Origin of the sequence: Nocardia sp. NPDC059180, from assembly GCF_042754945.1 — a bacterium.
In the GTDB taxonomy this organism is placed as follows: Bacteria; Actinomycetota; Actinomycetes; order Mycobacteriales; family Mycobacteriaceae; genus Nocardia.
In genome coordinates this window covers 322,588-348,782 of record NZ_JBHZBU010000004.1, presented here as the reverse complement: position 1 = coordinate 348,782, position 26,195 = coordinate 322,588, and the positions used below count along the sequence as shown (strand labels likewise).

The following is a 26,195-nucleotide window of genomic DNA, read 5'->3' as shown; positions in this document are numbered from 1 at the left end:
GCTGTCGCAGTGAGTATCGCGCTGCCCGAGCGCACGTCATGATCGCCCGCTTGGTGGTCTGGGCGCTGCGGGCGCGCTGGGGCCTTGCCGCCGTCGTGATCACCTGCAATCTCAGCGGTCTCGCGGTGATCACCATCCAACTGTGGCTCGGCGGCTTCTTCGACCGGCTCGGACCCGACATCCTGCGCGCGCTCGGTGTCGTCGCGATCTACCCGGCCATCGGCTTCGGAATCGGCATCGTGCTCGCCATCCGCGACCGCGGCCGCTATTTCGCCTGGCTCGATCAAACCCGCAAACCCACACCGGACGAAGCGCGACGACTGCTTCGGCTGCCCATCGCGATCACGACTCGCGCGCTCGCGCTGTGGCTGCCGGGGGTGATCATCGCGGCCATCGTGCTGGCCAGGGTGACGCCGCAGGATGATCTCGCGGTGATGACGTCGATGTTCGTCATCGGCGGGCTGGAATCGGGCGGGCTGACCTTCCTGATCGTGGACCGGCTGATCCGGCCCACCATCCCGATCGTCGCCGGTGTACTCGGCGCGACCATGCACTGGAGTTCCACGGTGTTCGTCCGGGTGGTGCTCACCTGGGCGGTCTCGGGCGCGATGCCGTTGTCCATGCTGATCGTGGTCCTCGCCGATCCGGTCTCCAGCGCGCCCGATCGCATCCGCACGGGCATTTACGTGGCCTGTCTCGGCATCGTCGTCGGTGCCCTCGCCACCGCGACGCTGGCCCGCGCGGTCGCCGCACCGATCCGGCATCTGCGCCTCGCACTCGACCGGATCACCCACGGTGATCTCGACGTTCGGGTACAGGTGGGCAGCGCAAGCGAGATCGGCAGGCTGGAACATTCGGTCAATCAGCTGGCCGCCACCTTGCGCGAGCGGACCAGGATGCGTGATGTGTTCGGCAGGCACGTCGGCGACGAGGTGGCCGAGCGAGCGCTGGCCAGCGGGGTGGACCTGACCGGTGACGTGCGGGTGGTGTCGGCGCTGTTCGTCGACGTCACCGGTTCGGTGGAGATCTCCACCGGCCTGCCGCCGCAGGAATTCGTGGCCAAGCTCAACCGGCTGCTCTCGATCGTGGTCGCGGCGACCGAGGAGAACAACGGGCTGGTCAACAAGTTCGAAGGCGACGCGGCGCTGTGCATTTTCGGCGCGCCGATCGCGCTGCGCGACAATGCCACGCCCGCACTGCGCGCGGCCCGCCGCATCCGCGACGAGGTGCTGGCCACCGGTGAACTCGATATCGGTATCGGTGTGGCCCACGGCCAGGTGTTCGCCGGTGATGTCGGTACCGATACGCGGCTGGAGTTCACCGTCATCGGCGACGCCGTCAACGAGGCGGCGCGACTCACCACCGCCGCCAAAGCCGTCCACCGCCGGATCCTGGTGAGCGAGTCCGTCATCGATGCGGCCGCACCGCACGAACAGGCCAAATGGGAGCTCTACGGCGATCTGCCCTTGCGCGGCATCGCCGACCCGACCCCCTCCTGGACCGATCTACCCCAGGACGAGCCGTCCGCGCCGGACCCGTCGACAAATGGCATCGAATCCCCCGCCGACACGCCTCGGCCCACCCCCGCACCCACCGGGGACGCGGCTTCCGGGCCACCTGCCTGAAGATTTCTCCGTCTGTGGCAGCGGCCAATGGCAGTGCCGGGGTCCCCTGTGTCCGCGGGTGGGAGGAGACTTCAGGGATGAGCCGAAAATCTGGTCCCGCGAGTCTGTTCAGTCACCTCGACGAAACCACCCCCACCTCCTCGCCTACCGAGGACGGTGCGGCAACCCCTCCCGTGTTCAGCAGCGCGGGCTCGAATTCAGTCACGACGGATGATGCCGGCGCCGCAGCCGGCAGTGATCAATGAATCTGAAAGCCACAGCCGTGGACCTCGGGTACGCGGCGGGCTGGCGGCTGGTGCGCGCCCTGCCACAGCGGTGGGCGACCGGCCTGTTCGACCGCGCGGCCGATCGCGCGGCTCGTCACGGGGGGCCTGATCAGTTGCGGCGCAACCTGGCTCGCGTCCTCGGCACCACACCGGAGCAGGTGCCCGACGATCTCATGCGCGCCAGCCTGCGCTCCTACGCCCGCTATTGGTGCGAGGCGTTTCGGTTGCCGTCGATGGATCCCGTCCAGGTGGCCGACATCATCGAGTCCTCGGCCACCGGGCTCGGGCACGTCCGCGCGGCGATCGACAGCGGAACCGGCGCCGTGCTGGCCCTTCCGCACAGCGGCAACTGGGATCTGGCCGGCGTGTGGGTGGTGCAGCGAATCGGTACTCCGACTGTCGTCAACGAGCGACTGAAGCCGGAATCACTGTTCCGGCGGTTCGTCCGCTTCCGTGAGCGCCTCGGTTTCGAGATCATCCCGCTCACCGGCGGCGCGACACCACCGTTCGAGCTGCTGACCGCCAGGATTCGACAGGGGCGGGTGGTCTGCCTGCTCGGCGAGCGCGACCTCTCCGGCAGGGGCGTGCCGGTCACCTTCTTCGGCGAACCGGCCCAGATGCCGAGCGGCCCGGCCCGCCTCGCCATCGACACCGGCGCGCCACTGCTGCCGGTGCATTGCTGGTTCACCGCCGACGGGTGGGGGTTCAGTGTCGGTACGCCTCTCGACACATCCGGTGGGGTGCAGTCCACCACGCAGGCACTGGCCGACGCGTTCGCCACCGGGATCGCCGCCCACCCGGCCGACTGGCACATGCTGCAACCGCTGTGGACTGCCGACCATCGGGCACGCCGGCAGGCTCGGCGCGAGCAGCCGGAGTGACTCAGCGGTGCACGACCCTGCGTGGCATGGTCGGTGCGCTCATCGACGACGCCGACGTGCGGTATTCATGCAGTAGACGGACGTAGCTGGAATGCGTCGTCGGTGCCGGCGGCGCGGTTCTCGAGGCCGGCGTATTCGTCAGCGGCTGCTCAACGACCCGCGGAGCCCCGCGCCGTCTATGACCGACGAGGCTTCGGCCGCAGGCACCCGACAGTTACCGGCTCAACGACTCGCGAAGCGCATCGGCCGTGGTCACCGGCAGATCGCAGACCGAGCCGCGGCAGACGTAAGCCGCTGCCGTGTCGCCGACCGTGGGCCGGTCGGCGAGCAGGGGAACCGAACCAGGTTCGGCGGCAAGGGTGATCGCACCACCCGGCGCAACGGCTCGGGCCGCTGCCAGCAGGTCAGCGGCGGCTGCGGGCGCGGGAGTGGCGATAGCGATCTGGATCGGCCCCTGCAACGCGGCTTCGGCGACGGTCAGCCACTGGCCTGCCGAGCGCGGGGCCTTGGCCAGCACCACGGTGCCGCGGTTGAGGGTGCGGTCGGCCAGGTCGCGATAACGGACGGCGCGTTCGGGGTCACTGGTGGCCGACGCGGTGAGCAGGGCTTCGGCAAGAGACGACGCGCCCGCCGGGGTGGCACCGTCGATCGGGTCGCGCGGCCGGGCGACAAGGGTTTCGGCGTCGTCGGCGGTGTCGAACCAGCTGCCGGGGGCGTCGGGATCGGCGAAATGGGCGATGGCCGCGTCCAGCAGTCGCTGCGCGTGCTCGAGCCATTCGACGGCGCCGGTGGCCTGATGCAGTGCGAGCAGTCCGGTCGCCAACCAGGCGTAATCCTCGAGCACACCGGGCGCGGTCCCCGCCTTACCGCCGAGCGAGGCGCGCAGGACTCGATCGCCGACGACATGTTCGGTCAGCAAGAACCGGACGCATCGGATCGCGGCGTCCAGCCAGTCGTCGCGGGATTGCGTGGTGGCGGCCTCCGCGAGCGCCGTGATCGCCATGCCGTTCCAGGCGGTGACCACCTTGTCGTCGCGATCGGGTTGTGGGCGTCGATCGCGCTCGGTACGCAAGGCAGCACGAATCCGCTCGAATCGCGCCGTGTCGTCCGCGTCGGTGTAGCGGGTCGGCACCGAGGTTCCCTGTTCGAAGTTGCCTGCGGTGGTGACGCCCAAGACCTCGGCGGCCCACGCACCGTCGATGGGTCCGAGCGCGGCGATGAGTTCGGCGGGCGTCCACACGTAGGTCGCGCCCTCGATACCGGGCTGCCCCGGTTCCAGGTGGGTATCGGCGTCGAGGGCGGAGGCGAACCCGCCGTGCTCGGTGCCGAGGTCGTCGCACAGGAATTCCACGATCTCGCCGGTGATCCGCCGCGGCAGCTCATCGTCGGGCACGCGCCGGGCGAGATGAGCGTAGGCACGCAGCAGCTGGGCGTTGTCGTAGAGCATCTTCTCGAAGTGCGGCACCACCCAGGCGGCGTCCACCGAATACCGCGCGAACCCGCCACGGATCTGGTCGTAGATGCCGCCGCGCGCCATCGCCGCACCGGTGCGCCGCACCACGTCGAGGATCGCGTCATCGCCGCTGCGTTCCCAGCTGCGCAGCAACCCCTCCATCAACGCCGACGGCGGGAACTTCGGCGCCCCACCGAACCCACCGTGCTGCTCATCCACATCCCGCAGCACCGCCGCGACCGCATGATCGAGCAGCTCGGCAGTGACGGTCAGCTCGCTGTCCGGCAGCCCACCCGCCTGCCCGCGCAGCGCCTCGGCCACCTGTGAGGACGCCAGATTCACTTCGTCGCGGCGATTGCGCCAGGTGTCGGCGACCGCTTCCAGCAGTTGCTGAAACGACGGCATCCCACCGCGCGGCACCTTCGGGTAGTAGGTGCCGCAATAGAACGGCTCCCCGGCAGGGGTGAGAAAACACGTCATCGGCCAGCCACCCTGACCGGTCATCGCGACGGTGGCATTCATATACACCGCATCCAGGTCCGGCCGCTCCTCACGATCGACCTTGATGCAGACGTAGTTGTCGTTCATCACCGCGGCCGTGGCCTCGTCGGCGAACGACTCGTGCGCCATCACATGGCACCAGTGGCAGGACGCGTACCCGATCGACAGCAGGATCGGCACATCCCGCGAGGCCGCCTCGGCCAACGCATCGGCATCCCATTCCCGCCAGTGGACTGGGTTGTCAGCGTGCTGACGCAGGTACGGCGAGGTCGCAGTAGCCAATCGGTTCACATTGCCAGCCTCCCACACCCGGGGAGGGTAGAACACGGTCAACACCCGAGCCACTTCGCCCCATGCCCGGACCAGCGGGTTGGCGTGTAACCCGTCGGCACCGCGTGCCGACAGGAAAGGGAACGACCAGTTTCCCGTGCCGATCGCCGGCTCAGTGGCCGACCAGATGGTGCGCGGCGGCCGATCGGCTGGAAAACTGGATGCGTCATCGTCCGTCGCCGCAACTGCTGCGATCGGATGTGGTTACCGGTCAGCACACCGGCCTCACCCGATAGGCGGTCATGACGAGCAGGAGAGCGCGATGAGTCAGCAGTCGCGGATAGATCTTGCCGAAATGCGGGCGATGGTGACGAGTTTGGAGCGGGTGATCGTCGACGCCACGCGGGCGGTCGCGGATCTGAAGGCCGCCATCGCTTCGGCGGAGGCGCAGTCGAACGGCAGTGTGAGTTCCGTGCACGACCAGACTTCGGGCCTGGCGGTGGCCGATATCGGCGCCGCGGCACCGGTGTCGGCGCAGTGCCAGGCTGTCGCACGCAAGCCCGGGCCGACGCCATGGTCCCGGCGCAGACCGCAGACATCGGCCGCATACCGACCCCTCCCGCCGGACCCGCAGGGCGCAAGCACGCCATCGGCATCGGCATCGGCATCGGCATCGGCGAGCAATGAAGTGGCGTCAGCGGCACCGCCCGAAGTAGTCGAGCACCCAACTGTCGGCACCGAGCAGCAGCAGCGCGACCGGATGACACTCACGATGCCGGACGCGAATATCACAGGCGCACGACCCGAATCGGCGACCCGCCGGCACCGCCCGCCAACCCTCCCGACCACCGTCGCCCATACGCCCCGTGACGACGCCGATCCGCCCGCGACCGCCACGGCGACCACTCGCCCCCACCCCAGTTCAGCGCCGGCCGTATTGGCATGTCCGTCACGCGAGAACGCACTGCCGACCATGCTCCGGCCACATACCCCCACAGCGGCTGCGGACATGCCGCACCCGCAGAAGAGCTTTCGACAACCCGAGGCAGTCGTCCGCGAGCCCGCGGTGCCCCACGAATCCGCAGCTTCCCGCGAACCCGCCACCATTACTCACCGGCCCGCGGCAGAACCGCAGCTCATTGCCACCGACAATGTCCTCCACCGCCAACACCCCGCCCCACCCGATTCCGAGGCGCACAGCATCGCCGGGCAGATGGCGGCGCGGCATGGGCTGGAGATCATCGGGTTCGACGCGGCGGGCATCGGCCCGCACATCGTTCAGGAGATCGCCGCCGCCGTCGACGACATGCTGGCGAGATATCCCCTTGCCTTGCAAGGCATCGAGATCACCGATCCGAGCGGGAGCGTGCCTGCGCGCACCGTACGGATCGCCTCCCCCGCGATCCCTCCGGCCGCGAAGATCTGGATGGTTCTCGACGGGTCCGCGCTCGCGATGTCGGCCCAGCAGGCCGGTGCCGCGTCGACCCGAAAGTGGCTGCGCAAACGCCGAAACGCGGATCGGCCGGTGTACTCGGCGGTCGTACGCGAATACGGTTCGGCCCTCGACGCCGCGGGCGGCTTCCGGGCCCGCCATCAAGCGCAGCGACTGCTGATCGCCGAATCTCTGCGCGGAAGCAAGGATCTCGCTTTCAGCCCGCTGAACCCGGCGCTCGCCTTGGTCGATGCGTTCACCGCCGTCGCACTGGCTGGAGAGCGCGCCGGAACGCCGGCCAAGGAACTGCACGACATCCTCGTCAAGATAGCGTGCCCCGAGCCGACCGACGCAGCGGTCTGACCACGCCGATGGCCGGGGCACTGCCACCCGGTCGGCCGGACAGCTCACTTCTTCGCGAGTTGTTCGCGCCGGATCCATTCGAGCAAGGTGGGATTGTCGACGGTGGTGATGACACCGACCGTGCGACGCAGGTAGCGATCATCGTCGAGCAGTGCCAACATGCTCGCGGCCAGGTCCGCGCGCGAGGTGAACCTGCCGTCGGCGTGCCCCTCGACGACGGCGTAGTCGGTGACCGAGGGCAGGTGATAGAGCCCGCTCGGTCGCACGATCGTCCAGTCCAGATCGGCGGCGCGAATCAGCGTTTCCATCCGGCGCATGTCGTCGTACAAGGTCTTGCCAAGCACCCGCGTGACAAAGGGTAGAAAGGCTCGGTTGAACAGGAACCCGCCGTCGGAATACGCGCGCGGTTCCACCCCGCTCGAGCTGACCACGGCGAGCCTGCGCACCCCATGCCGCTGCATCGCGGCCACGATATTGGCCGCACCACGTGAATAGGTGATGATCGGCCCTTTCCCCGCCGGCACCCCGAGCGTCGACAGCACCGCGTCACTCCCTGCCACAGCCGCGTCGACCGCCGCCCGGTCGAGCACGTCGGCATCTAGCACCGCGAGCCGGTCATGGCGCAGTGGAAAGCTATCCGGCTGCCGGGTGACCGCGGTGACCTGGTGTCCGGCGGCGATCGCCTGATCAGTGAGCAGTCGGCCGGTGGGACCGTTGGCTCCGAAGATTGTGATGCGCATTCTCGACGAACCTCTCCCTGCATTCGATGATGGACACAAGACGCCGGCAAGCGCGTCGGTGTGACAGTGCGACCTTCACGCCGCGACGATCGTCGACACCAGCGACGCGACGGCCAGCATGAGATAGAACCCCGGATACATCAGATCGGCGTAGCCGCGAGCGCGGGCGAGCGTGGTCACGGCGCCGACGAAGTACAGAACCAGACCAGCCGCGGCGGCGATGCCGAGCGCGGGGATGGCGAGACCCGCGAGCAACCCGAGCGCGCCCGCGAGTTTCACCAGACCCAACGGGACGATCCACGACTGCGGAACTCCGTATTTGGACATGTTCTCCAGCGTCCAACGGTTTCTAGCGATGTCGCTGACGCCGGCGACGACGTTGGCGAGAGCGGTCACGATCAGAATGGCGACCAAGGCGATGACCATCGATTCCTCCGGCTGCATCGGGTGCGGTTGCTGGTTGGACGAGAGTCGGCCTGCCCATGTGACGGGCGCCCGCAGTCGCCCTCATCACGTTCGACCGTTCCGGCAAGGTCACACCTTGACCTGAAGAAAGGTTGAGCTTCTAGTGTCCGTTCCGTGAGTGCACATGCGAACGCAGAGACAGTGAGAGTCGCAGTTCTAGGACTGGGCGAGATGGGGTCGGCGCTGGCCGCCGCCCTCCTGGACGCCGGCCATCCCGTCACGGTGTGGAACCGGTCCGAAGACAAGATTCACCCGCTGGCAGTCAAGGGAGCTCAGCGAGCCACGACTCCCGAAGCGGCGGTAGCAGCAGCCGAGGTCGTGGTCATCAATGTCAAAGGCGGTGCGGTAGCCACAGACCTACTACGCGCGGCAGAGCCGGCGCTGCCGGGACGTACCGTGATCGACCTGACCGACGGAACATCCGAACAGTCCAGGACCACCGGGCAATTGGCGACCGAGTACGGGGCGGACTACCTGCACGGCCAGATCATGACCATCGCCCCGGCCATCGGCTCACCGGACGCAGTGGTGTTCTACGGCGGCCCCCGCCCCGTGTTCGACCGATACGAAACCCTGCTTCGGGCCCTCGGCGGCCGCGCCACCCATCTCTGCTCCGACCCGGGTGTGGCCGTGTTGTACGGAATGGCCGTCCACGACATCATGTGGGGTCTGCTGAACGGATTCCTGCACGCCGCGGCACTTCTCGGTAACGCCGGTATTCGGATCGAGGACTTCACCCGGCATGCGGAGCCGTCCCTGTCGGCGCTGCCGTCCCTGTTCCCGATGCTCGCCAACGAGATCGACCGCGCGGAGTTCGCCGTTCCGTATGGCGCACTCGCACATCACCTGCCCTCCATCGATGACCTGATCACCGAAAGCCGCGCACGGGGCATCGACGTCGATCTGCCGACCCACACCAGAAACCTCGTCGCCGAGGCACTCGATGCAGGTCACGGCCATGACAGTTACGCCAGACTGGTGGAGCGCTTCGGCCGCGGGTAACTGCGCGTCGGACGGACCCTCCGCGGCCTGGCAACCGGGTAGCCGGACACCCCTCGGGTCCGGCATTCGCCGACGTCCGTGGTCATCGATCCTGGATCAACCCGAGAACATTGCCGTCGGTATCGGTCACTGTCGCGACCACTCTCCCCCCACCGACCTCACGTGCCGGTTCCTTCACGGTCGCGCCCGCCGCGGTGAGCTCGGCCAGCTTGGCCTCGATATCCGGCACGTGCCAGTACGCCACTGGCGTCGTCATGCCCTGCGGTCCGCCGTCGGGAACCAGCCCGATGTGCTGGCCCTCGGCCTCGAAGCCGACGTAATACGGCGAGTCGGTCTGCGGTGCGACGCCGAGCAGGGCGGTGTACACCTGCTTGGCGGCCGCCAGGTCGGAGACCGGGTGCAGAACGGTCTTGATTCCCTGGGTGGTCGAGCTGGTCATGATCACTCCTGTCGTGGGGTTCGTGTGGGGCCTCAGGCGGACGGGCTCGGGCTGAGAGCCGCCTCCCACACGAATCCGTCCGGGTCCGTGCAGGGCTCGATATCCGCGCCGAAGGCGATCCGATGCGATCCGGTGCCGTCGGCGGCGACACCGGCGTCCTTGGCGGCAGCGCGACGGCTGTAGAGCGCCAGCTTCACCGACGACGCCGGCGCGTCGAACTCCACGTACTTGCTGCCGAAGCTCTTCGACACGGTCAGTCCGTGGTCGACGTAGAACTGCTTGGTCGCTTTGACGTTGTCGACCCCGAGCAGCACTACGAAATCGTCGATCTCGCGGGTGGCCGGACCGGTGTCCTTCTTCGCCGAGGTCGCGATCTTCCAGATCGAGCCGTCCGGAGCCTGGATGACGCCGCCGTAGCCCCAGAAGCTCTTCTTGGCTTCCTTCAGCGTCGTCGCGCCGCCTTCGACAGCGCTGCCGATGAGGCTGTCGACGGTGCTCGGCTGTGACACCACCAGCGACAGCATGTAGCCGCGGAATCCGGTCGTGGGCGCCTGCGCGGTGCGCACCCGCAGCTTGTCGCCGAGGCCGAACGCGGCGGCGTAGAAGGCCTCGCCCGCCGCGGCGTCGGCGACGTCGAGGATGACGGACTCGAGAGAGGGCGTGCTGGTCATGATCGCTCCTGAAGTCGTGGGTCGTATCGACCCGGTGTGCGGTGTCCGTTGGGCGGAACCGGCTGTGTTCTCAGCTTCGCCTCCGACGGGTATGCGGCACATCCGTGGCGACCACGGAACCGACCACTGATCGCGAGCACGGAACTCCTCCGTGCCGACGCGGAACCGACCGCGAAGTATGATCACGCCACCAACGAGCAGGACGGGAAACATGGCGGCGACGGTGGAGATCTCGGCTCGGGAAGCCGAGGTGTTGTCGCTGGTGGGGCAGCATTTGAGCAATGCCGAGATCGGCGCGCGGCTGTTCATCTCGGTGCGAACGGTCGAGAGCCACGTCTCCTCGCTGTTGCGCAAGCTGGAGGTTCCGGATCGGCGGGCGCTGGCCCAGCGTGCGTCGGGGCCGGCGAACAGCGACCGCGCGCACCTCGCACCCGCCCTGCCGACCCCACTGACCTCGTTCATCGGCCGTGAACGCGAACGCGATGAGCTGACCGCGATGATCACCGAGCACCGCCAGGTGACCGCCGTCGGCCCCGGCGGAGTGGGCAAGACCCGGCTCGCGCTTGCGGTCGCGGCGCAGGCGGCAGGCGCCTATCCCGACGGGGTGTGGTTGGTCGATCTGGTGCCGATCACCAACCCGGACATCTGCGTGGTCGCCGGTACGGTCGCCCTCGCGCTCGGCCTCGGTGAGCAGCCCGGCCGCGGCATGGACGAATCAGTGCTCGCCGCGCTCGCCGACCGGAACGCCCTGCTCATTCTCGACAACTGCGAGCATGTGCTCGATGGGGTGGCGCCGTTCATCGAACGGCTCCTCGCGGCGTGTCCCGGGGTGACGGTGCTGGCGACCAGCCGGGCCCGGCTGATGGTGCCGTTCGAGCGGGTATACGCGGTCGCGCCGATGTCGCTGGCAGGCGCGGGTAACTCGGATGCGGTTGCGTTGTTCATGGACCGCGCGGCGGCGAGCGGTTGGCCGCCCAACCACGCACTGCGCGACCAGGTTTCCGAGTTCTGCGCGCGCCTCGACGGCGTGGCGCTCGCGATCGAACTGGCCGCCGCCCGTTGGACCACGCTCGGTCTCGATGGCCTCGAAGCCGGCCTGTCCGACCAGCTCCGAATGCTGTCCGGCGGCTCACGCGCCGAAGACCGGCACCGCTCGGTGCGGGCGGCGCTCGACTGGAGCCACGATCTGCTCGACCCGGACGATCGGGTTCTGCTGCGCCGGATTTCGGTGTTCATGAAATCGTTCACCGTCCGGTCGGCGGCGGAAGTGACCGGGTCGGACCCGGGCGTCGTCGCCTACGGATTGGCCCGGCTCGCCGAGCAGAGCCTGCTGGCGGTGACGGCGACCGCGAACGGCACCGAATACCGGGCGCTGGAAACCATCCGCCAATACGGCATGGAGCGTCTCGTCCAGGCAGCGGAACTCGACGACGCCAGGTCCAGGCACCTTCGCTGGTGCGTGGCCGAAGCCGCCGCCCTCGAGGTGGTGGACGCGGACTGGCGCGCACGATTCGACGCGGCAGCCGACGACTTCCGCGCCGCGATGACATGGGCGGCCGAACGCCCCGAGCACCACACCCACACCTACGACCTCGCCCGCCACCTGGCGCAACTCTGCTTCACCCGCAACCTGATCGGCGAATCTCAGATGCGCTTCGAGCAGGCCGCGGCGCTCACCGACGACCCCGCCGCCGCGGCCACGATGCTTCGGCACGCCGCAGGCGCGGCCGGATGTCAGCTTCGGGGCGAGGACATGGACCGCCTGCACCGCGAGGCCGCACAGGCCGCCCTACGCGCCGGGAACACCGCGGGCGCCGCCCGCGATCTGGCGACCGCCGCGGCCAACACCTACCGTTTCGCGAGCAAGTTCGTCCGGCCGCTACCTCCGGAGGAAGCGATCGCCCTCATCACCGAGGCGCGGCAACTGGCAGGCGGGGACCCGGATGCTCAGGCCGCGGTGGCGTTGGCCGAGGCCGGGCGGATGCTCACCGAGCACCTCACCGCCGAACACCCGCACGGCGATGTCGTCCCGGAGACGATCGCGTGCGCCGAACACGCGGTCGAACTCGCGCACCGCACCGGCGATCCGCTGGCCGAGTCCGCCGCCCTCGACACTCTCGCCGGCGCCAAGAGCTGGGCCGGTGACACCTTCGCCGCCGCGGCCACGACACAGCGCCGAATGTCGCTGCTGGACAACACTTCAGGCACTCCGGCCGCCACCCACGAGCTGATCGAAGCTCTCGGCGAGGCAGCCGAGGCGAGCCTCGGTGCGGGTGACCTGCGCAGCGCTCGCCGGTGGGCCCGGCAGCTCGCCGATCATCCGTTGCTGGCCGAGGTCGGGCATCGCGCAACGAGCTGGCTGCTGGTCACCGACGCACTGGCAGGCAACGTCGACGAGGTACTCACCCACAGTGTCCGGTTCCTCGAGTCGTGGCAGCGGGCAGGCAGCCCCGCCCGGTCTGTCCTCGGTCCGGCGGTGGCCGGGGTGGCGATGATCCACGATCTCCGCGATGACCACAGCGCCCGCGACGAATGGACCGCTGTCGTGCGCCGAGTCGACACCACACCGGTGTACACCCACGGATACGGCGCGGTCTTCGACGCCTTGGCCATGCTCCACCACGGTCAGGTTGAGCAGGCGCTGCATCGGTTGGCAGCCGAGCCGGACGAAGTGTGGCGATGGGTCACCTGGATCTGGCTGCACTGGTTGGTGGCGTTGCGCGCCGAAGCGGCCGTGCTCGCCGGGAGTCCTGCTGCGGGTGAGCGCGTGGCCGAGGCACGAACCGTCGTGGCGGGCAACCCGATCGCCAGTGCCCTCGTCGATCGCGCCGAAGCGCTGCTCGTCGGCGATTCCGAACGGGTGCTGTCCACGGCAGCCACCTTCGACACCGCCGGATGCCACTATCAGGCGGCGCGGACCAGGGTGCTCGCTGGAGGCGACAATGCCGTCCACGGCGCTGCGGCCATCGCCGAACTCGGCCTCGCGCCGATGCCACCGGTCGCGCCGTGAACCGGCATGCCACCCGCTCACAATTCGACCGGCCCAGGAAAACCCACTTGCCCCGCTTCCTACAGTGGAGCGCGTGATCCGTACCGCCGCCCTCGCCCACATCCGTGACCGTCGCCTCATCCAGACGCGCTCGGTGGGCAAAGAGGTCTTCTACATGGCGGGCGGCAAGATCGACCCTGGTGAGACGCCGGTCGAGGCGCTGCATCGTGAGGTTCGCGAGGAGCTCGGGGTCGGCGTGACCGATGTCAGCGAGCTCGGCGTCTTCCACGCCGAAGCCTACGGCCACACCCCCGGCACCCAATTGCAGATGACCTGCTTCACCGCCGATCTCACCGGCGACCCGACACCCACCAGTGAGATCGCCGAGTTGCGGTACTTCACCGTCAGCGAATACGCCGCCATGCACCACGTGGCGCCCGGCTCGATGCTGGTGTTCCGGCACCTGCACGAACTCGGTCTCATCGACTGGTGAAAACAGTTGCGGCACGCCGTCACCGATTCGACTCGGACGCACAACAAATTCATGACACTCGAAAAACCTGGTGCGGGACCAAAACTCGCCCGGTAGAATTCATTGTGCGCCCGGTGCGAGCGTAACGGCGCCCCCACCCGAGCCTTCCAGGGTTCACCAGGTGAAGCGATGCGTCATCACCGAAATCGATCCCGGGCGTCCAAACTTCCGAGCCGCGAAAAATAAGATGCGGCAATCGAATACGTTTCGATACAGTCGAAGACGCACCCGGTGCGCAGGTAACGGTTACTTCCACTTCTAATGGGCATGTCGCGGGTTCGAATCCCGCCCGGACCACAAGGTCCGGTAGCTCAGCCTGGTAGAGCAGCACACGTACCGTCATCGATACGAACTCGGGCGCACCACAACTTCACAGCACCTCCCGGTGCGACGCCGGCGGCTACTTCTCCACCATTTATGGGGAAATATCTACACCGCAGGCGATTTCGATCTCGGGAGCTCCGCGTACACCGGTCCCGGTGCGCAGGTGACGGTTACTTCGGGACCCGAGAGTGTCGGTTCGAATCCGGCCCGTCGGCAACGGCGGTAGTGTAATCGGAGAGCACATCGGGCATATGTACCGTCGCCGATTTCGATCTCGGGCATACGCGGCGCTCCCATCCAATTATGGGGGAATACCGATGAGCAAGTTCAACCTCGCACGCCCGCCGCGCGCCGCGACCTCCCCGGTCGTCAGCGAGGCACAGCCGACCGGCCGCACCCATGAGGGCGGCCCCGGCTACGCTCGCGAGGTCAAGAGCGAGCTGTTCCTGCTCGCGGTCACGAACATGGTGGGCGAGAACACCTTCTACGAATCCGCCGACGGCCGCGACAACCGCTACGCGACCCTGGTCCGCGCGGCCACGCTCGCCGACCCGGAGTGGACGGCCCGCCTGCTGCGCTGGCTGCGCAGCGATGCCAACCTACGCACCGCGGCCCTCGTCGGCGCCGCCGAGTTCACCAAGGCTCGGCTCGATGCCGGCGAGTCCGGCCTGTCCCGGCAGGTCGTCGCGTCGGTATTGCAGCGCGCCGACGAGCCCGGTGAACTGCTCGCCTACTGGACCTCGACCCACGGACGCGCGGTACCCAAGCCGGTCAAGCGTGGCATCGCCGACGCCGTGCGCCGCCTGTACGACGAGCGGTCCCTGATCAAGTGGGACAGCGAGGCGCGCGGATTCCGCTTCGGCGACGTCATCGACCTCACCCACCCCTCGCCCGATCCCGAAAAGCCCTGGCAGGGTGCGTTGTTCGAGCATGCGCTGGATCGTCGGCACGGCCGTGACAAGCCCATCCCGGATGGGCTGACGACGTTGCGCGCCCGCGCCGAGCTGATGGCCTGCCCGGTCGATCAGCGGCGTGCGCTGTTCGACGACCCCGAGCGTGCTCGCCGCACCCTCCGTGCGGCAGGCATGACCTGGGAGTCGGTGGCGGGTTGGTTGCAGGGCCCGATGGACGCCGCCGTCTGGGAGGCATTGGTCCCTTCGATGGGCTTCACCGCGAGGTTGCGTAACCTGCGCAACTTCGACGAGGCCGGTGTATCCGACGAGGTCGCGACCGAGGTGGCGGCGGCACTCGCCGACAAGAACCAGGTCGCACGCTCCCGTCAGCTGCCCATGCGGTTCCTCTCGGCCTACCGCGCGGCACCCTCGCTGCGCTGGGGTCACGCGCTGGAGCGTGCGCTCGAGCATTCGCTGGCCTCGGTACCCGCCCTACCGGGACGGACGCTGGTGCTCGTGGACACCTCGGGTTCGATGCAGGCGGGCTTCTCCAAGGACGGCACGCTCCAGCGCTGGGACGCCGCGGTCATGTTCGGTCTCGCCCTGGCCGGCCGCTGCGCCGACGCCGAGGTGGTGTCGTTCTCCAGCGCCGCCGAATGGCAGGGCCGGAGGTACCCGGCCAGCCGGGTGTTCCCGACCAAGCGCGCCGAGCCACTGCTGCGTGGGATCGCCCGCTGGCGTGCGGACGGCTACTTCATCGGCATGGGCACCGACACGGTCGGCGCGGTCCGCACGCACTACGCGGGCCACGACCGGGTGGTGATCCTCACCGATGAGCAGGCCGCAGACGGTGACGTCGGCCGCGCGGTACCGCCGGCCATCCCGCTCTACAGCTGGAACCTGGCCGGCTACCGCCACGGCCACGCCCCCAGTGGCGGCCCATACCGGCACGCATTCGGTGGCCTCACCGATGCCGCGTTCGGGATGATCCCGCTGCTGGAGGCGGGGCACAACGCCACCTGGCCGTTCTGAGCGGCTGGAGGCGTCCGTCCGGAGCCCACGAAAGCATCGGGCCCGGGAACCGTCATGGTTCCCGGGCCCGATGTGGTCTATCGGCCTCAGCCGGTCTCGGCGCGCCCACCGGAATCGGCGCGATCGTCGGCATCAGGGCGACCGTCGGCATCGGCGCCGGAATCCGCGCCACCGTCGGCTTCCGCACGCAACGCAACCCCGTGCTCGGTCCCCTCATCCGCTTCCTGATCCGGCTCGGGATGTTCGGGTTCGAACTTCTCCGGCAGGTTCTTCAGGTGCTTGTTCATCGAACGGACCAGCAGGAACGTGCCGACCAGCAGGATCAGCACGATGATGAGGCCGAACGGGGAAGCTTTTCCGAATTCGGGGCCGGTGGGTGTGCCCGGGGTTTGGGCGAGTAGAGCAAGCATCACCGGTGATTGTCCTCGATGCCGGTGAACAGGTCGTTCTCGGGTAGTGCGGTACGCACCCGGGTCTTGGCCAGTTCGAACTCTTCGGTGGGCCACAGCCGCTGCTGGATCTCCAGCGGAATGGCGAAGAACGCACCATTGGGGTCGATTTGGGTGGCGTGCGCACGCAGGGCGTCGTCACGGTGCGGGAAGTACTTCGCGCATTCGACCTGGGTGGTCACCCGCGTCATCACGTCGCCGCGCTCGACAGCGTACTTGCGCATCCGGTCCAGCCACTCCCGCATCGGGAACGGTTCGCCGATGCGCTCGTACTCCTCGGCGAAGACTTCCAGCCGCCGGATGCTGAAGCCGTGGTCGTAGTACAGCTTCAGCGGCGTCCACGGCTCGCCCGCGTCGGGGAACTTTTCCGGATCGCCCGCGGCCTCGAACGCAGCGATCGACACCTCATGGCAGCGGATGTGGTCCGGATGCGGGTAGCCGCCGGTCTCGTCGTAGGTGGTCATGACGTGCGGCTTGAACTCGCGCACGACCCGCACCAGCGCCTCGGTCGCCTCTTCCAGCGGGACCAGCGCGAAACAGCCCTCGGGCAGCGGGGGCAGCGGGTCGCCCTCGGGCAGGCCCGAGTCGATGAATCCCAGCCAGGTCTGCTTGACACCGAGCGCGGCGGCGGCGGCCGCCATCTCCTCGCGGCGGATCTCGTCGATGCGGTCGAGCACGCCGGGGGTGTCCATCGCCGGATTCAGGATGCTGCCGCGTTCACCACCGGTCAGCGTGACGACGAGGACGTCGTTGCCTTCATCGGCATAGCGGGCGGTTGTCGCGGCACCCTTGCTCGATTCGTCGTCGGGGTGGGCGTGCACCGCCATGAGGCGAAGGCCACTCACTTCTCGTTCACCATCGCTCTCGCGTCGCGGGTGGGTTGGGGCTTTCGATCCCGTCAGGGCTCCATTACCTATAGTTCCATTTCGACCGAATCTGTTCCGACCTACCCCCCGGGAGCGCACCGGCGTGCGCGAGAGGACACATCATGACCGAGCCGACGCCGGAGGCACCCGACGCCGCGAGCGCCGCTGATACCGCCGCCCGCAATGCCGACCGCTACGGCACCCGCGCCTCCTCGGGGCAGCGCGCCACGCGCAGGCTGATCGTGGCGGTCCTCGCTGTCGCGGTACTCGCCGCGGGCGCTGTCGTCGCCTATCTCGGCTGGTCGAAGTACGGTCCGGACGACATCCAGGCCGAACAGCTCGGCTACACCGTCATCGATGATTCGACCATCGAGATCCGGATCAAGGTGACCCGCGACGATCCGACCCAGCCCGTGGTCTGCTTCGTCCGCGCGATGGCACGGGACAACTCCGAGATCGGCCGCCGCGAGGTGCTGATCCAGGGCGCCGAACCGGACAAGGCCGACGACTTCGGCACGATCGAACTCACCACGCTGGTGCGTTCCTCCGAACGACCCTCCTCGGGCAGCGTCTATGGCTGCACCGACAAGGTCCCGGAGTATCTGCGCGCGGGCTGAAATACCGCCGCTACGGCGCAGGTTGCGCAGAAAATAAACTCCGACCTGCGCGTTTATGAAACATGCTAAAATAGCTTCACGCACGGTTCCGGGGCACGGAGCCGTGTTTGCTGCATTGGCGGCCAGCGCGGTTCCGGATCGGCGAGATTATCCGGTACCAGGTCTGTGAAGGTTCGAAGAACTTCCCAGGATCGCTCTAGCCGTCGGCTTGTGCATGCCCGAGTGCGGGTGGGCACTCGCAGTATCTGGGAATCCTGGCTCGCCGGGAACAACTACTAGGGAGTGATCGAGATGACTGAGACGCAAGTGACCTGGCTGACCCCGGAGTCGCACGACAGGCTCAAGAGCGAACTCGACGCGCTCATTGCCAACCGTCCGGTCATCGCCGCCGAGATCAACGAACGCCGCGAAGAGGGCGACCTCAAGGAGAACGGCGGATACCACGCCGCGCGCGAGGAGCAGGGTCAGCAGGAAGCTCGCATCCGCCAGCTGCAGGAACTGCTGAACAATGCGAAGGTGGGCGTCGCGCCCACCAAGTCCGGCGTCGCTCTGCCGGGTTCGGTGGTCAAGGTCTATTACGACGGCGACGAGTCCGACACCGAGACCTTCCTCATCGCCACCCGCGAAGAGGGCCTCAGCGATTCCAAGCTGGAGACCTATTCCCCCAGTTCCCCGCTGGGTCGCGCGCTCATCGACGCCAAGGTCGGCGAGACCCGCGAATACACCCTGCCCAACGGCAACACCATGAAGGTGACGCTGATCAGCGCGGAGCCCTACCACAGCTGATCCGGCCCCCGGCCGACATCGCCCGGCCGGGCTCACAGACGCGAACGGCCGCATCCGATGCATCGGGTGCGGCCGTTTCGTCATCTCCGGGGTCTCAGCTCAGCGCCTGCTCGAGGTCGGCGAGTAGATCGCTGACGTCTTCGATTCCGACCGAGAGCCGCACCAGATCGGCGGGCACTTCCAGTTCGGAGCCTTCGGTGGAGGCGTGGGTCATGGCCGCCGGATGTTCGATCAGCGATTCCACTCCGCCCAGTGATTCGGCCAGGGTGAAGACCTTGGTCCGGGAGCAGAAGTCGCGGGCCGCATCCGGGCCACCGTTGAGTCGCACCGAGATCATGCCGCCGAACCGGCGCATCTGCTTGTCGGCGACCGCGTGACCGGGGTGATCGTTGAGGCCCGGGTAGATGACCTGGGAGATCGCCGGGTGGCGGGTGAGGAATTCGGCGAGGGTCTCGGCATTGTCGCAGTGCCGGTCCATGCGCAGGGCCAGGGTCTTGGTGCCGCGCAGGGTGAGGAAGGCGTCGAACGGGCCGGGCACCGCGCCCGCACCGTTCTGGAGGAACGCGAACGCGGCATCCAGTTCGGCGTCGTTGGTGATCAGCGCGCCACCGATGACGTCGGAGTGTCCGCCCAGGTACTTGGTGGTCGAGTGCACGACGATGTCGGCGCCCAGCAGCAGCGGCTGCTGAAGGTATGGGGTGGCGAAGGTGTTGTCGACGACCAGCTTGGCGCCGGCCGCATGCGCCACATCGGCGAGCGCGGGGATGTCACCGATGCTGAGCAGCGGGTTGGTGGGCGTCTCGATCCACACCAGCTTGGTGTTCGGGCGGATCGCGGCGCGCATCTCGTCGACGTTGAACACGTGCGCGGGCGAATGCTCGATACCCCACTGGCTGAAGACCTTGTCGATCAGCCGGAACGTGCCGCCGTAGGCGTCGTCGGGGATGACGATGTGGTCGCCGGGGCGCAGCGTGGCGCGCAGCGCGCAGTCGGTGGCGGCCATACCGGAGGCGAAGGCGCGGCCGTAGCGGCCCGATTCCAGCGCGGCGAGGTTGGCTTCCAGCGCGGTCCTCGTCGGGTTGCCGGTGCGGCCGTATTCGTAGCCGTCCCGCAGGCCGCCGACGCCATCCTGGGCGAAGGTGGAGCTCGCGTAGATGGGCACGTTCACCGCGCCGGTCTTGGGATCGGGATCGAAACCGGCGTGCACGGCCCTGGTGGAGAATCCCAGCTCACTCATGCGCTTCAGACTAAAGGCAGCGTTTTCGCGGCCGACGAGCGGTTCGCCCCTTAGGCGTGTCGGGCGCGTCGGCGCGCGTTTAGTCTGTCCCCATGGTGACCGTCGAAGAACTGTTCGCGATCGATGCGCTGCTGACCGACACCGAACGCGAGATCCGCGACACCGTCGCGTCGTTCGCGGCCGAGCGGCTGCGCCCGCATATCGCCGACTGGTTCGAGGCCGGCACCTTCCCGGCCCGCGATATCGCCCCTGAGCTGGGGAAACTCGGACTGCTCGGTATGCATTTGGAGGGCTACGGCTGCGCGGGCATGTCGGCCACTACCTACGGCCTGGCCTGCCAGGAGTTGGAGGCCGTCGATTCCGGCGTGCGGTCGATGGTGTCGGTGCAGGGCTCGCTGGCGATGACCGCGATCCACAAGTTCGGCTCCGAGGAGCAGAAGCAGCAGTGGCTGCCGGAGATGGCGTCCGGTCGCGCGCTCGGCTGTTTCGGACTGACCGAACCGGATTTCGGCTCCAACCCCGGCGGCATGCGCACTCGGGCCCGCCGCGACGGCGACGACTGGATCCTCAACGGCTCGAAGATGTGGATCACCAACGGCTCGGTCGCCGATGTCGCGGTGGTGTGGGCGCAGGTCGACCTCGACGGCAAGCAGGTCGTGCACGGCTTCCTCGTCCCGGCCGGTACGCCCGGTTTCCACGCGCGCGAAATGCATCGCAAGCTCTCGCTGCGTGCCTCGATCACCGCCGAACTCGATTTCGACGAGGTCCGCCTGCCCGGTGACGCCCTGCTGCCCGGCTCGCGCGGCCTGTCCGCGCCGCTGGCCTGCCTGAGCGAGGCGCGTTTCGGCATCATCTTCGGCGCACTCGGCGCTGCCCGCGATTGCCTCACCGCCACCATCGAATACGCCCGCACCCGCGAGGTTTTCGACAAACCGCTGGCGGCGTATCAGCTCACGCAGGCCAAGATCGCCGATATGGCGCTCGAATTCGGCAAGGGGCAGCTGCTGGCGCTGCATCTGGGCCGGCTGAAGGATCGCGATGAGATCGCGCCGGAACAGATCAGTGCGGGCAAGCTCAACAGCACCCGCGAAGCGATCGCGATCGCGCGCGAATGCCGGACGATTCTGGGCGCCAACGGGATCACCCTGGATTATCCGGTGCTGCGGCATGCGAACAACCTCGAATCGGTGCTCACCTACGAAGGGACCGCGGAGGTGCATCAGCTGGTCCTGGGGAATGCGCTGACCGGAGCCAAAGCATTCAGGTAGGCGAGGAATTCGCCTGGGCCCAGGTTCCGCTGTCACGACACACCACCGCGCGGACTGCCGGACCTCACACGGTCCACAGCGTGATGCGGAGAACATTGTTACCGCTCGTCATTCCGGGGCCATCTGGATGTCACCCATCGGCTTCGACGATTGCGCACGCTATATGTGCACCCGAAGATGGGTCCTTCGCAGGAGGAATCGGCGGGTGCGCCGACACCGAAATGCGGAGGTGCGCAATGAACTCGCTCTCATCCGGCCCTGCTGTCCGCGCCACGGTCACCGACTACCACCAGAGTTTCCGGGCGCGCGAACGCGGAACGCTGGCCGACCCGGTCGACGCCCGCCCCCTACCCGATCAGCGCGAACTGGTCGCCGCGTTCGCGGGCCGCTGCGAGGAACATCCGCTACTCGACTGGGCCGAAGCGCTGGCCACCCTGCACCGGGAACGCCAGCGCAATCCCCTCGCCACCGCCGGAATCGACTGCCGCAGGCATGAACTCGTCGCGCGCATCGACGGTTGGGTGCGCACTCGTATCCCTGGTCGATACGCCACTCGGCAACTGCGCGCGGCCTCGCTCGGCGCCACCGTCGACCGTATGGCGGCAGCACATGTCCACGCCAGCCACCTGCTGCACACCGCCGAGCGCGTTTCTGATGACCGGGTGCATGCTGCTTGGTACCGATTGGCGTTGCTTGCGGATACGTGGACGGACCTGATCACCAGCGCGCCGATGCCGGGGCGGACGAAAGGGTGAACCCCGGCCGACGGCACGGGGCCGCGTGGCGGGTGACCGACCGTTTTCGCTGGTATCGCCATCCCCAACAGTCATTCCGCCGGTCCCGGTATCGGCGGCCGTTCCACCGGCACTCCAGTGCGGTCGGCGAGTCGTCACGCGTGTTTGCCGACATCGGGCGGCGAACCCTTGCCGGGCGAATTCGGATTTCGATAAGGTCACAACCAGCCGAGGGGGCGGAAATCCGAATCCGGTCCCATGTCGCGTGACCAGGATCGGGAGGAGCCGGTGATGAAGCTGGTGCAAGGGCGGTTGCTGCTCACAGTCGCAGCGGTGATGCTGGTCGTGGCGGGGTGTGGGTCGTCTACTGAGGGGGAGGCGGAGCCGGTGGGGTCGGCGGGGGTGACCACTGGTGCGGGGAGCACTAGTACCACTGAGGGATCGATTCCGGAGAATGCGCCGGTTGGGTTTGATCCTTGTACGGATATTTCACAGGACGTGTTGGACTCTGAGGGGCTCCGTAACCGATCGAACACCGATAGTGAGGGCTCGAACGGGCTCGAATGGCGCGGGTGTGGATGGATCCAGACCGACGGTTACGCGCCGTCAATCCGCGTCACGAATATCACCGTCGACATGGTGCGCGAAAACAAGGGCAGAGTGGTCCGCGATGAGTACACGATCGACGAACGGGAGGCGATTGCATCTAACACCGACGACGAGAGCGATCCGCGCTCCGTATGCACGGTGCATGTAGCAATGAACGGCGGAAGTCTCGAGTTCTTCCTGGACAACCCGTCATCGAACAAGAAAACCGGACACCTGGACACCTGCCAATTGGCTCGAACGCTGGCCGAGAAGGTCGTACCGCTGATACCACCAAATAGCTGATTTCCATGTCACATCCATACGATGACATCCCGGGGGAGCTGATCTGACATGAGCGAAACCGACACCGCACCAAACACGTTGGCCGGCCTGATCACGGAAGCCAACGAAGGTCGTCTGTCCGTCCGGGTCAGTCAGGACGTTCGGGTAGACGCTGAGGAGTTCGTCTACATCGATCGTGACTGCCAATCTTTCAAGGACATGATCCGAGAACTCCAACGTACGGCGGGCCAGATCTCGGACCAAGAGAAGTGGGGCCTTGGTGAGGACCAGGACCCGCTGTCCTCGGCAAATGTCCTGGTCAGCCGATTCCGCGAGAAGGCGAAGGGCTCGGACAACAGCATCTACGAGATCCTCGAAGAGCACTACAAGATCGTCGACGAGATCCAGCAACTCCACAAGGCAATAGCCCAGCGCTACATCGACACCGACGAGACCTTCGCTGCCCGCTACAACCAGCTAACCGCCGAGCTACCTCCCCCGGGCCCGATTGCCCCAACACGCACCCAGCCCGGCGTAGTCCCCGTAGCGAAGTAGGCCCGCGATGTCCGAGATCCAGAACGAGCTGCCGCAGATCAAAGACGGCGAGAATCCCGAGAATTTGGCACATGCCCAGATCAACGGCGCGTTCACGCCGTTGAATACGACCGAGGGTTTCAGCGCGGCCAACAAGTTCACCGAGATCGAGAACAAGTGGACCGATGGCGTCCGCGTGTTCGCGGCGCGCATCCAGCGGTCGAGCGCCGCGGCGTGGGAGGGCCCGGCGGCCGAGTCGGCTCGTTCGGCGCTGTCCAACTACACCACCCGAGCCCAAGACCTTTCCCCGGTAATGCAGGCGCTGGCCAGCCGGGTCTACGGCGCGGTCGATTCGATCAACTCGACCAAGCGTGAACTCCCGGAGGTCATCGAAAAGGGCAAGACGTGGACCCCGACCCTCATGCCGGGCACCAGCGCGATTGCCCGCACGGCAAGAGATGATGCCGAGTCCACCGCCCGCGCAGTTATGGGGACCCATTACGTGGACCCATTCGTCAAGGCCGACAGTGAGATTCCAGTTCTACCGAAGCCTGATGATCCCACCCAGCCGCTGATCCCGCCGGTGAAACCACCGACGAAAGGCCGCGACTGGGAAGGCGGAGGCGGCGATACCGGCGGCGAGAACGGTGGCGGCGACGACAGGGGCGGCGGCGATCAGGGTGATCCCGAAACCACCGGGGAGACAGAGGATCCCACGGAAGTTCCCGAAGAGCCGAGCACCGAACCAACTGGAGAAGAACAGGAGCCCGGAACAACTACTGCGAGCACTGACACCACCGATCCCTCCACTACACCGACCGGCTTCACGTCGCGGACGTCGGATTCCTCGCTGCCCTCCACCACGCCCGCCGGCGTCAACACCGCGGGCTACTCCCCGTCCGGCACTTCGGGCGGCGGGGCAGGTGGATCAGCAGGCGGCGGCGACCGCGGCGGTTCCGGTGTCGGCGGCGGCGGTTCAGGCGGTTCGGGATCAGGTTCCGGTGGTTCCGGTTCGGGCGGTTCCGGCTCGGGTTCCGGAGGTGAGAAGCCGGGTGCCGGACGCAGCATTCCGGGCGGTCCCGGTGCTGCGGCCGGGCAGGCCGGAGTCGCGGGCGCCGCTGCCAGGACGGCGGCAGCCGCCACCGGTCGCGGCATGACGGGCATGCCGATGGGCGGTATGGGTGCGGGCGCGGGTCGTGGCGGTTCCTCCACCGAGGAAGAGCACAAAACCCCCGACTACCTGATCACTGCCGAGAACACCGATGAACTGCTGGGAGAGGTCCCCAAGACTGTCCCGGGTGGCGTCATCGGCTGCGATGTCCCGACGGCGCCCGCAGATCCGCAGGACGGGGACGAACGCAGGTGACCGAATGGAAATGGGACCCCGATGATTTCGCGGCCCTGTGGTACAGCCCTGCCAACGATCGCTTCCCCCGCCCGTTGCGGTATGTCAGCCGATTCGCCTTCCGCGGCGAGGCCGCAGCGCATCGGGAGAAGGTCCGCGCGAGCTACGACCGCGACCAGCTCGAGCGCGTTCAGCTCGCCTTGCACACCCTCGCAGAATCCGATTTCCGCATCGAAGTCCTAGGCGGCACCAAGAGAACCAAGCGCGGCAAGGAAGGCGAATACCGCGTAGTCGGTGCCAGCACCGCGTACCAGGCGGTGGTGTTGTCGCAAACGGCCATCGACGGTGTCGACGGCCCGATCACCTGCCGCCTGTTCCGCCCGGAACACCTACCCACCCGGCTCGCCGCAGCACTCCCCTCCTGCGCCCCCGGCAAACAGGTCGCCGCCACCTTCCATCTCGACGATCTCGACCCGAGCCGCACACCGAGCCGCGCGAGCTTCGCCCACCGCAGCCCGCGCGAGGAATACCAGCGCTTGGTCCTGCGCCCCGCTGACGGCGGCGGTAACGCAGGCTTGCTCACCGGCCCGATCCACGGCCGACCCGACCCCTGGTACGCCACCCAATGGTTCGACATCACCGGCGACGGCCGCTACCAAGAACATCGAGTCCGCGACAAGATCTCCGTCCGCCCCGCCACCGGCGCCACCTTCACCGAACAGTTCGCCCACTGGATCGACCGGGCCCGCCGCCGCCTCCGCGAGGAAGCCGACGAAGCGGCCTGGTAGCCAATTTGAGCGCGGCCGGACGTACAGCTGCACCCGACGACAGGTGATGGCAGGTCACAGGGCTGGAGCCACCATTTTTGGGGGGCCGATCGGGCTCGCGTGAATTCCAAACCTCGCGGTACTGTTCGCTGTCCCACAGACGGCGTCACAAACCTCCCCACTTCGAGGGCTCGAGCGGCTGCCGTCATCGATCGACCGAAAGAACTTTGGTGAAGCGCACACTTGCAATTGGGCTGGCTTTCGTCGCGGTAGCGGCAGTGGGTTGCGGCTCGGAGGAGTCGACGACCGCGGCTTCGCCGTCCGCGTCGGCCTCGGCCGCCACCGAGGGCGGCGACGCGCAGCAGATCCGTGACCTCATCGCGCAGCAGGGGCCCGCGATGGCGACCTTCGATTTCGACCGGATGGCAGAACTGACCTGCACCCAGTACCGCGAGGAGGTCAGGAACATGCCGAACACCATGTTCCCGCCGCTCAGCTCGGCAGGTACGGCCGAGGAGTTCGCCGCCAAGCCGGCCGATCAGCTGGCCGCCGCGCTGAAGGCGGAATACCCGGCCGCCTCCGATGAGAGCATCAACAACCTCGTCGACGCGTTCATCCGCTACGACGAACCGGCCTATAAGGCCGCGAACCTGGCCATCATGCGCGAAACCACCACGGTCACCGTCGACAAGGTCGACAACATCAAGGTGACCGGGGATAAGGCAACCGCTGACATCACCACCACATGGAAGAACGAAGGCGCGGATTCGGAGACCAAGACCGAACCCAATTCCTACCTCGAGGAAGACGGTAAGTGGCTGGACTGCCAGTCGCCCTCGTAACG

General features: G+C 67.5%; 24 protein-coding genes and 1 tRNA gene. 17 read left to right on the top strand and 8 right to left on the bottom strand.

Going from position 1 to position 26,195, the window contains the following annotated elements:
- Positions 1–38: 38 nt before the first annotated feature.
- Both ACFXNW_RS15690 and ACFXNW_RS15685 read left to right on the top strand, forming a co-directional pair.
- Complete coding sequence (locus tag ACFXNW_RS15690) at positions 39–1,625, top strand: adenylate/guanylate cyclase domain-containing protein (RefSeq protein WP_379418375.1); 1,587 nt, start codon at positions 39–41, stop codon at positions 1,623–1,625.
- Between the two features lie 241 nt (positions 1,626–1,866).
- Complete coding sequence (locus ACFXNW_RS15685) at positions 1,867–2,772, top strand: phosphatidylinositol mannoside acyltransferase (protein WP_379418374.1); 906 nt, start codon at positions 1,867–1,869, stop codon at positions 2,770–2,772.
- Positions 2,773–2,986: 214 nt separating this feature from the next.
- On the opposite strand, the gene ACFXNW_RS15680 is transcribed toward ACFXNW_RS15685, so the two are convergent.
- Positions 2,987–5,017 (bottom strand): thioredoxin domain-containing protein, encoded by a 2,031-nt coding sequence (locus tag ACFXNW_RS15680; protein ID WP_379418373.1) that lies wholly within the window; start codon positions 5,015–5,017, stop codon positions 2,987–2,989.
- Between the two features lie 301 nt (positions 5,018–5,318).
- On the opposite strand from ACFXNW_RS15680, the gene ACFXNW_RS15675 reads away from it, so the two are divergent.
- Positions 5,319–6,791 (top strand): hypothetical protein, encoded by a 1,473-nt coding sequence (locus ACFXNW_RS15675; RefSeq protein ID WP_379418372.1) that lies wholly within the window; start codon positions 5,319–5,321, stop codon positions 6,789–6,791.
- Positions 6,792–6,835: 44 nt separating this feature from the next.
- On the opposite strand, the gene ACFXNW_RS15670 is transcribed toward ACFXNW_RS15675, so the two are convergent.
- Together ACFXNW_RS15670 and ACFXNW_RS15665 are read right to left on the bottom strand one after the other, a co-directional pair.
- Complete coding sequence (locus ACFXNW_RS15670; protein ID WP_379418371.1) at positions 6,836–7,531, bottom strand: NAD(P)-dependent oxidoreductase; 696 nt, start codon at positions 7,529–7,531, stop codon at positions 6,836–6,838.
- Between the two features lie 75 nt (positions 7,532–7,606).
- Positions 7,607–7,957: a DoxX family protein gene (locus tag ACFXNW_RS15665; protein ID WP_379418370.1), complete on the bottom strand. Its 351-nt coding sequence runs from the start codon at positions 7,955–7,957 to the stop codon at positions 7,607–7,609.
- A 180-nt stretch (positions 7,958–8,137) separates the two neighbouring features.
- Between ACFXNW_RS15665 and ACFXNW_RS15660 the strand changes: the two genes are divergently transcribed.
- Positions 8,138–8,998, top strand: a complete 861-nt coding sequence (locus ACFXNW_RS15660) for an NAD(P)-dependent oxidoreductase (RefSeq protein WP_379418369.1) — start codon at positions 8,138–8,140, stop codon at positions 8,996–8,998.
- A gap of 82 nt (positions 8,999–9,080) precedes the next feature.
- Here ACFXNW_RS15660 and ACFXNW_RS15655 read toward each other — a convergent pair whose 3' ends face one another.
- Together ACFXNW_RS15655 and ACFXNW_RS15650 are read right to left on the bottom strand one after the other, a co-directional pair.
- On the bottom strand, positions 9,081–9,437 hold the full coding sequence (locus ACFXNW_RS15655) for a VOC family protein (protein WP_379418368.1): 357 nt from the start codon (positions 9,435–9,437) through the stop codon (positions 9,081–9,083).
- Positions 9,438–9,469: 32 nt separating this feature from the next.
- Entirely contained in the window at positions 9,470–10,108 is a 639-nt protein-coding gene (locus ACFXNW_RS15650) for a glyoxalase (RefSeq protein ID WP_379418367.1), read from the bottom strand.
- Between the two features lie 211 nt (positions 10,109–10,319).
- On the opposite strand from ACFXNW_RS15650, the gene ACFXNW_RS15645 reads away from it, so the two are divergent.
- From ACFXNW_RS15645 to ACFXNW_RS15630, 4 genes are all read left to right on the top strand, one after another.
- Positions 10,320–13,118 carry an ATP-binding protein gene (locus ACFXNW_RS15645; protein ID WP_379418366.1) on the top strand — a complete coding sequence of 933 codons (2,799 nt, stop codon included), beginning with the start codon at positions 10,320–10,322 and terminating at the stop codon, positions 13,116–13,118.
- A gap of 73 nt (positions 13,119–13,191) precedes the next feature.
- Positions 13,192–13,590 carry an NUDIX domain-containing protein gene (locus ACFXNW_RS15640; RefSeq protein WP_379418365.1) on the top strand — a complete coding sequence of 133 codons (399 nt, stop codon included), beginning with the start codon at positions 13,192–13,194 and terminating at the stop codon, positions 13,588–13,590.
- Between the two features lie 267 nt (positions 13,591–13,857).
- Positions 13,858–13,926, top strand: a tRNA-OTHER gene (locus ACFXNW_RS15635).
- A gap of 344 nt (positions 13,927–14,270) precedes the next feature.
- Positions 14,271–15,878 (top strand): TROVE domain-containing protein, encoded by a 1,608-nt coding sequence (locus ACFXNW_RS15630; protein ID WP_379418364.1) that lies wholly within the window; start codon positions 14,271–14,273, stop codon positions 15,876–15,878.
- Between the two features lie 86 nt (positions 15,879–15,964).
- On the opposite strand, the gene ACFXNW_RS15625 is transcribed toward ACFXNW_RS15630, so the two are convergent.
- Positions 15,965–16,288, bottom strand: coding sequence for a hypothetical protein (locus tag ACFXNW_RS15625; RefSeq protein WP_379418656.1), 324 nt, complete (start codon positions 16,286–16,288; stop codon positions 15,965–15,967).
- Complete coding sequence (gene mca / locus ACFXNW_RS15620) at positions 16,288–17,172, bottom strand: mycothiol conjugate amidase Mca (protein WP_379418363.1); 885 nt, start codon at positions 17,170–17,172, stop codon at positions 16,288–16,290. The genes ACFXNW_RS15625 and mca overlap by 1 nt, the downstream gene beginning before the upstream one ends.
- Before the next feature lie 143 nt (positions 17,173–17,315).
- Between mca and ACFXNW_RS15615 the strand changes: the two genes are divergently transcribed.
- Positions 17,316–17,810 carry a DUF4307 domain-containing protein gene (locus ACFXNW_RS15615; protein ID WP_379418362.1) on the top strand — a complete coding sequence of 165 codons (495 nt, stop codon included), beginning with the start codon at positions 17,316–17,318 and terminating at the stop codon, positions 17,808–17,810.
- Positions 17,811–18,101: 291 nt separating this feature from the next.
- Positions 18,102–18,596 (top strand): transcription elongation factor GreA, encoded by a 495-nt coding sequence (greA, locus tag ACFXNW_RS15610; RefSeq protein ID WP_379418361.1) that lies wholly within the window; start codon positions 18,102–18,104, stop codon positions 18,594–18,596.
- Positions 18,597–18,690: 94 nt separating this feature from the next.
- Here greA and ACFXNW_RS15605 read toward each other — a convergent pair whose 3' ends face one another.
- On the bottom strand, positions 18,691–19,833 hold the full coding sequence (locus ACFXNW_RS15605; protein ID WP_379418360.1) for a cystathionine gamma-synthase: 1,143 nt from the start codon (positions 19,831–19,833) through the stop codon (positions 18,691–18,693).
- A 92-nt stretch (positions 19,834–19,925) separates the two neighbouring features.
- Here ACFXNW_RS15605 and ACFXNW_RS15600 point away from each other — a divergent pair, with 92 nt between their 5' ends.
- The 7 genes from ACFXNW_RS15600 (at position 19,926) to ACFXNW_RS15570 (ending at position 26,193) form a co-directional block, all read left to right on the top strand.
- A complete protein-coding gene (locus ACFXNW_RS15600; protein WP_379418359.1) occupies positions 19,926–21,101 on the top strand; it encodes an acyl-CoA dehydrogenase family protein in 1,176 nt (391 codons plus the stop codon).
- Between the two features lie 236 nt (positions 21,102–21,337).
- Positions 21,338–21,856, top strand: coding sequence for a DUF4254 domain-containing protein (locus tag ACFXNW_RS15595; RefSeq protein WP_379418358.1), 519 nt, complete (start codon positions 21,338–21,340; stop codon positions 21,854–21,856).
- Positions 21,857–22,126: 270 nt separating this feature from the next.
- A complete protein-coding gene (locus tag ACFXNW_RS15590; RefSeq protein WP_379418357.1) occupies positions 22,127–22,726 on the top strand; it encodes a DUF3558 domain-containing protein in 600 nt (199 codons plus the stop codon).
- 48 nt (positions 22,727–22,774) lie between these two features.
- Positions 22,775–23,260 carry a hypothetical protein gene (locus ACFXNW_RS15585; RefSeq protein WP_379418356.1) on the top strand — a complete coding sequence of 162 codons (486 nt, stop codon included), beginning with the start codon at positions 22,775–22,777 and terminating at the stop codon, positions 23,258–23,260.
- 7 nt (positions 23,261–23,267) lie between these two features.
- Complete coding sequence (locus ACFXNW_RS15580; protein WP_379418355.1) at positions 23,268–24,605, top strand: hypothetical protein; 1,338 nt, start codon at positions 23,268–23,270, stop codon at positions 24,603–24,605.
- Entirely contained in the window at positions 24,602–25,372 is a 771-nt protein-coding gene (locus ACFXNW_RS15575; RefSeq protein ID WP_379418354.1) for an ESX secretion-associated protein EspG, read from the top strand. The genes ACFXNW_RS15580 and ACFXNW_RS15575 overlap by 4 nt, the downstream gene beginning before the upstream one ends.
- Positions 25,373–25,581: 209 nt before the next feature.
- Complete coding sequence (locus tag ACFXNW_RS15570; protein WP_379418353.1) at positions 25,582–26,193, top strand: hypothetical protein; 612 nt, start codon at positions 25,582–25,584, stop codon at positions 26,191–26,193.
- Positions 26,194–26,195: the final 2 nt, after the last annotated feature.

Bases quoted from the DNA above. Each gene is read 5' to 3' on its own strand.
- ACFXNW_RS15665 (WP_379418370.1), bottom strand. From the start codon at position 7,957: ATGGTCATCGCCTTGGTCGCCATTCTGATCGTGACCGCTCTCGCCAAC.
- ACFXNW_RS15690 (WP_379418375.1), top strand. From the start codon at position 39: ATGATCGCCCGCTTGGTGGTCTGGGCGCTGCGGGCGCGCTGGGGCCTT.
- ACFXNW_RS15670 (WP_379418371.1), bottom strand. From the start codon at position 7,531: ATGCGCATCACAATCTTCGGAGCCAACGGTCCCACCGGCCGACTGCTC.
- ACFXNW_RS15675 (WP_379418372.1), top strand. From the start codon at position 5,319: ATGAGTCAGCAGTCGCGGATAGATCTTGCCGAAATGCGGGCGATGGTG.
- ACFXNW_RS15630 (WP_379418364.1), top strand. From the start codon at position 14,271: ATGAGCAAGTTCAACCTCGCACGCCCGCCGCGCGCCGCGACCTCCCCG.
- ACFXNW_RS15685 (WP_379418374.1), top strand. From the start codon at position 1,867: ATGAATCTGAAAGCCACAGCCGTGGACCTCGGGTACGCGGCGGGCTGG.
- ACFXNW_RS15600 (WP_379418359.1), top strand. From the start codon at position 19,926: ATGGTGACCGTCGAAGAACTGTTCGCGATCGATGCGCTGCTGACCGAC.
- ACFXNW_RS15585 (WP_379418356.1), top strand. From the start codon at position 22,775: ATGAGCGAAACCGACACCGCACCAAACACGTTGGCCGGCCTGATCACG.
- ACFXNW_RS15590 (WP_379418357.1), top strand. From the start codon at position 22,127: ATGAAGCTGGTGCAAGGGCGGTTGCTGCTCACAGTCGCAGCGGTGATG.
- ACFXNW_RS15615 (WP_379418362.1), top strand. From the start codon at position 17,316: ATGACCGAGCCGACGCCGGAGGCACCCGACGCCGCGAGCGCCGCTGAT.
- ACFXNW_RS15650 (WP_379418367.1), bottom strand. From the start codon at position 10,108: ATGACCAGCACGCCCTCTCTCGAGTCCGTCATCCTCGACGTCGCCGAC.
- ACFXNW_RS15580 (WP_379418355.1), top strand. From the start codon at position 23,268: ATGTCCGAGATCCAGAACGAGCTGCCGCAGATCAAAGACGGCGAGAAT.
- ACFXNW_RS15655 (WP_379418368.1), bottom strand. From the start codon at position 9,437: ATGACCAGCTCGACCACCCAGGGAATCAAGACCGTTCTGCACCCGGTC.
- greA (WP_379418361.1), top strand. From the start codon at position 18,102: ATGACTGAGACGCAAGTGACCTGGCTGACCCCGGAGTCGCACGACAGG.
- ACFXNW_RS15595 (WP_379418358.1), top strand. From the start codon at position 21,338: ATGAACTCGCTCTCATCCGGCCCTGCTGTCCGCGCCACGGTCACCGAC.
- ACFXNW_RS15645 (WP_379418366.1), top strand. From the start codon at position 10,320: ATGGCGGCGACGGTGGAGATCTCGGCTCGGGAAGCCGAGGTGTTGTCG.
- ACFXNW_RS15625 (WP_379418656.1), bottom strand. From the start codon at position 16,288: ATGCTTGCTCTACTCGCCCAAACCCCGGGCACACCCACCGGCCCCGAA.
- ACFXNW_RS15605 (WP_379418360.1), bottom strand. From the start codon at position 19,833: ATGAGTGAGCTGGGATTCTCCACCAGGGCCGTGCACGCCGGTTTCGAT.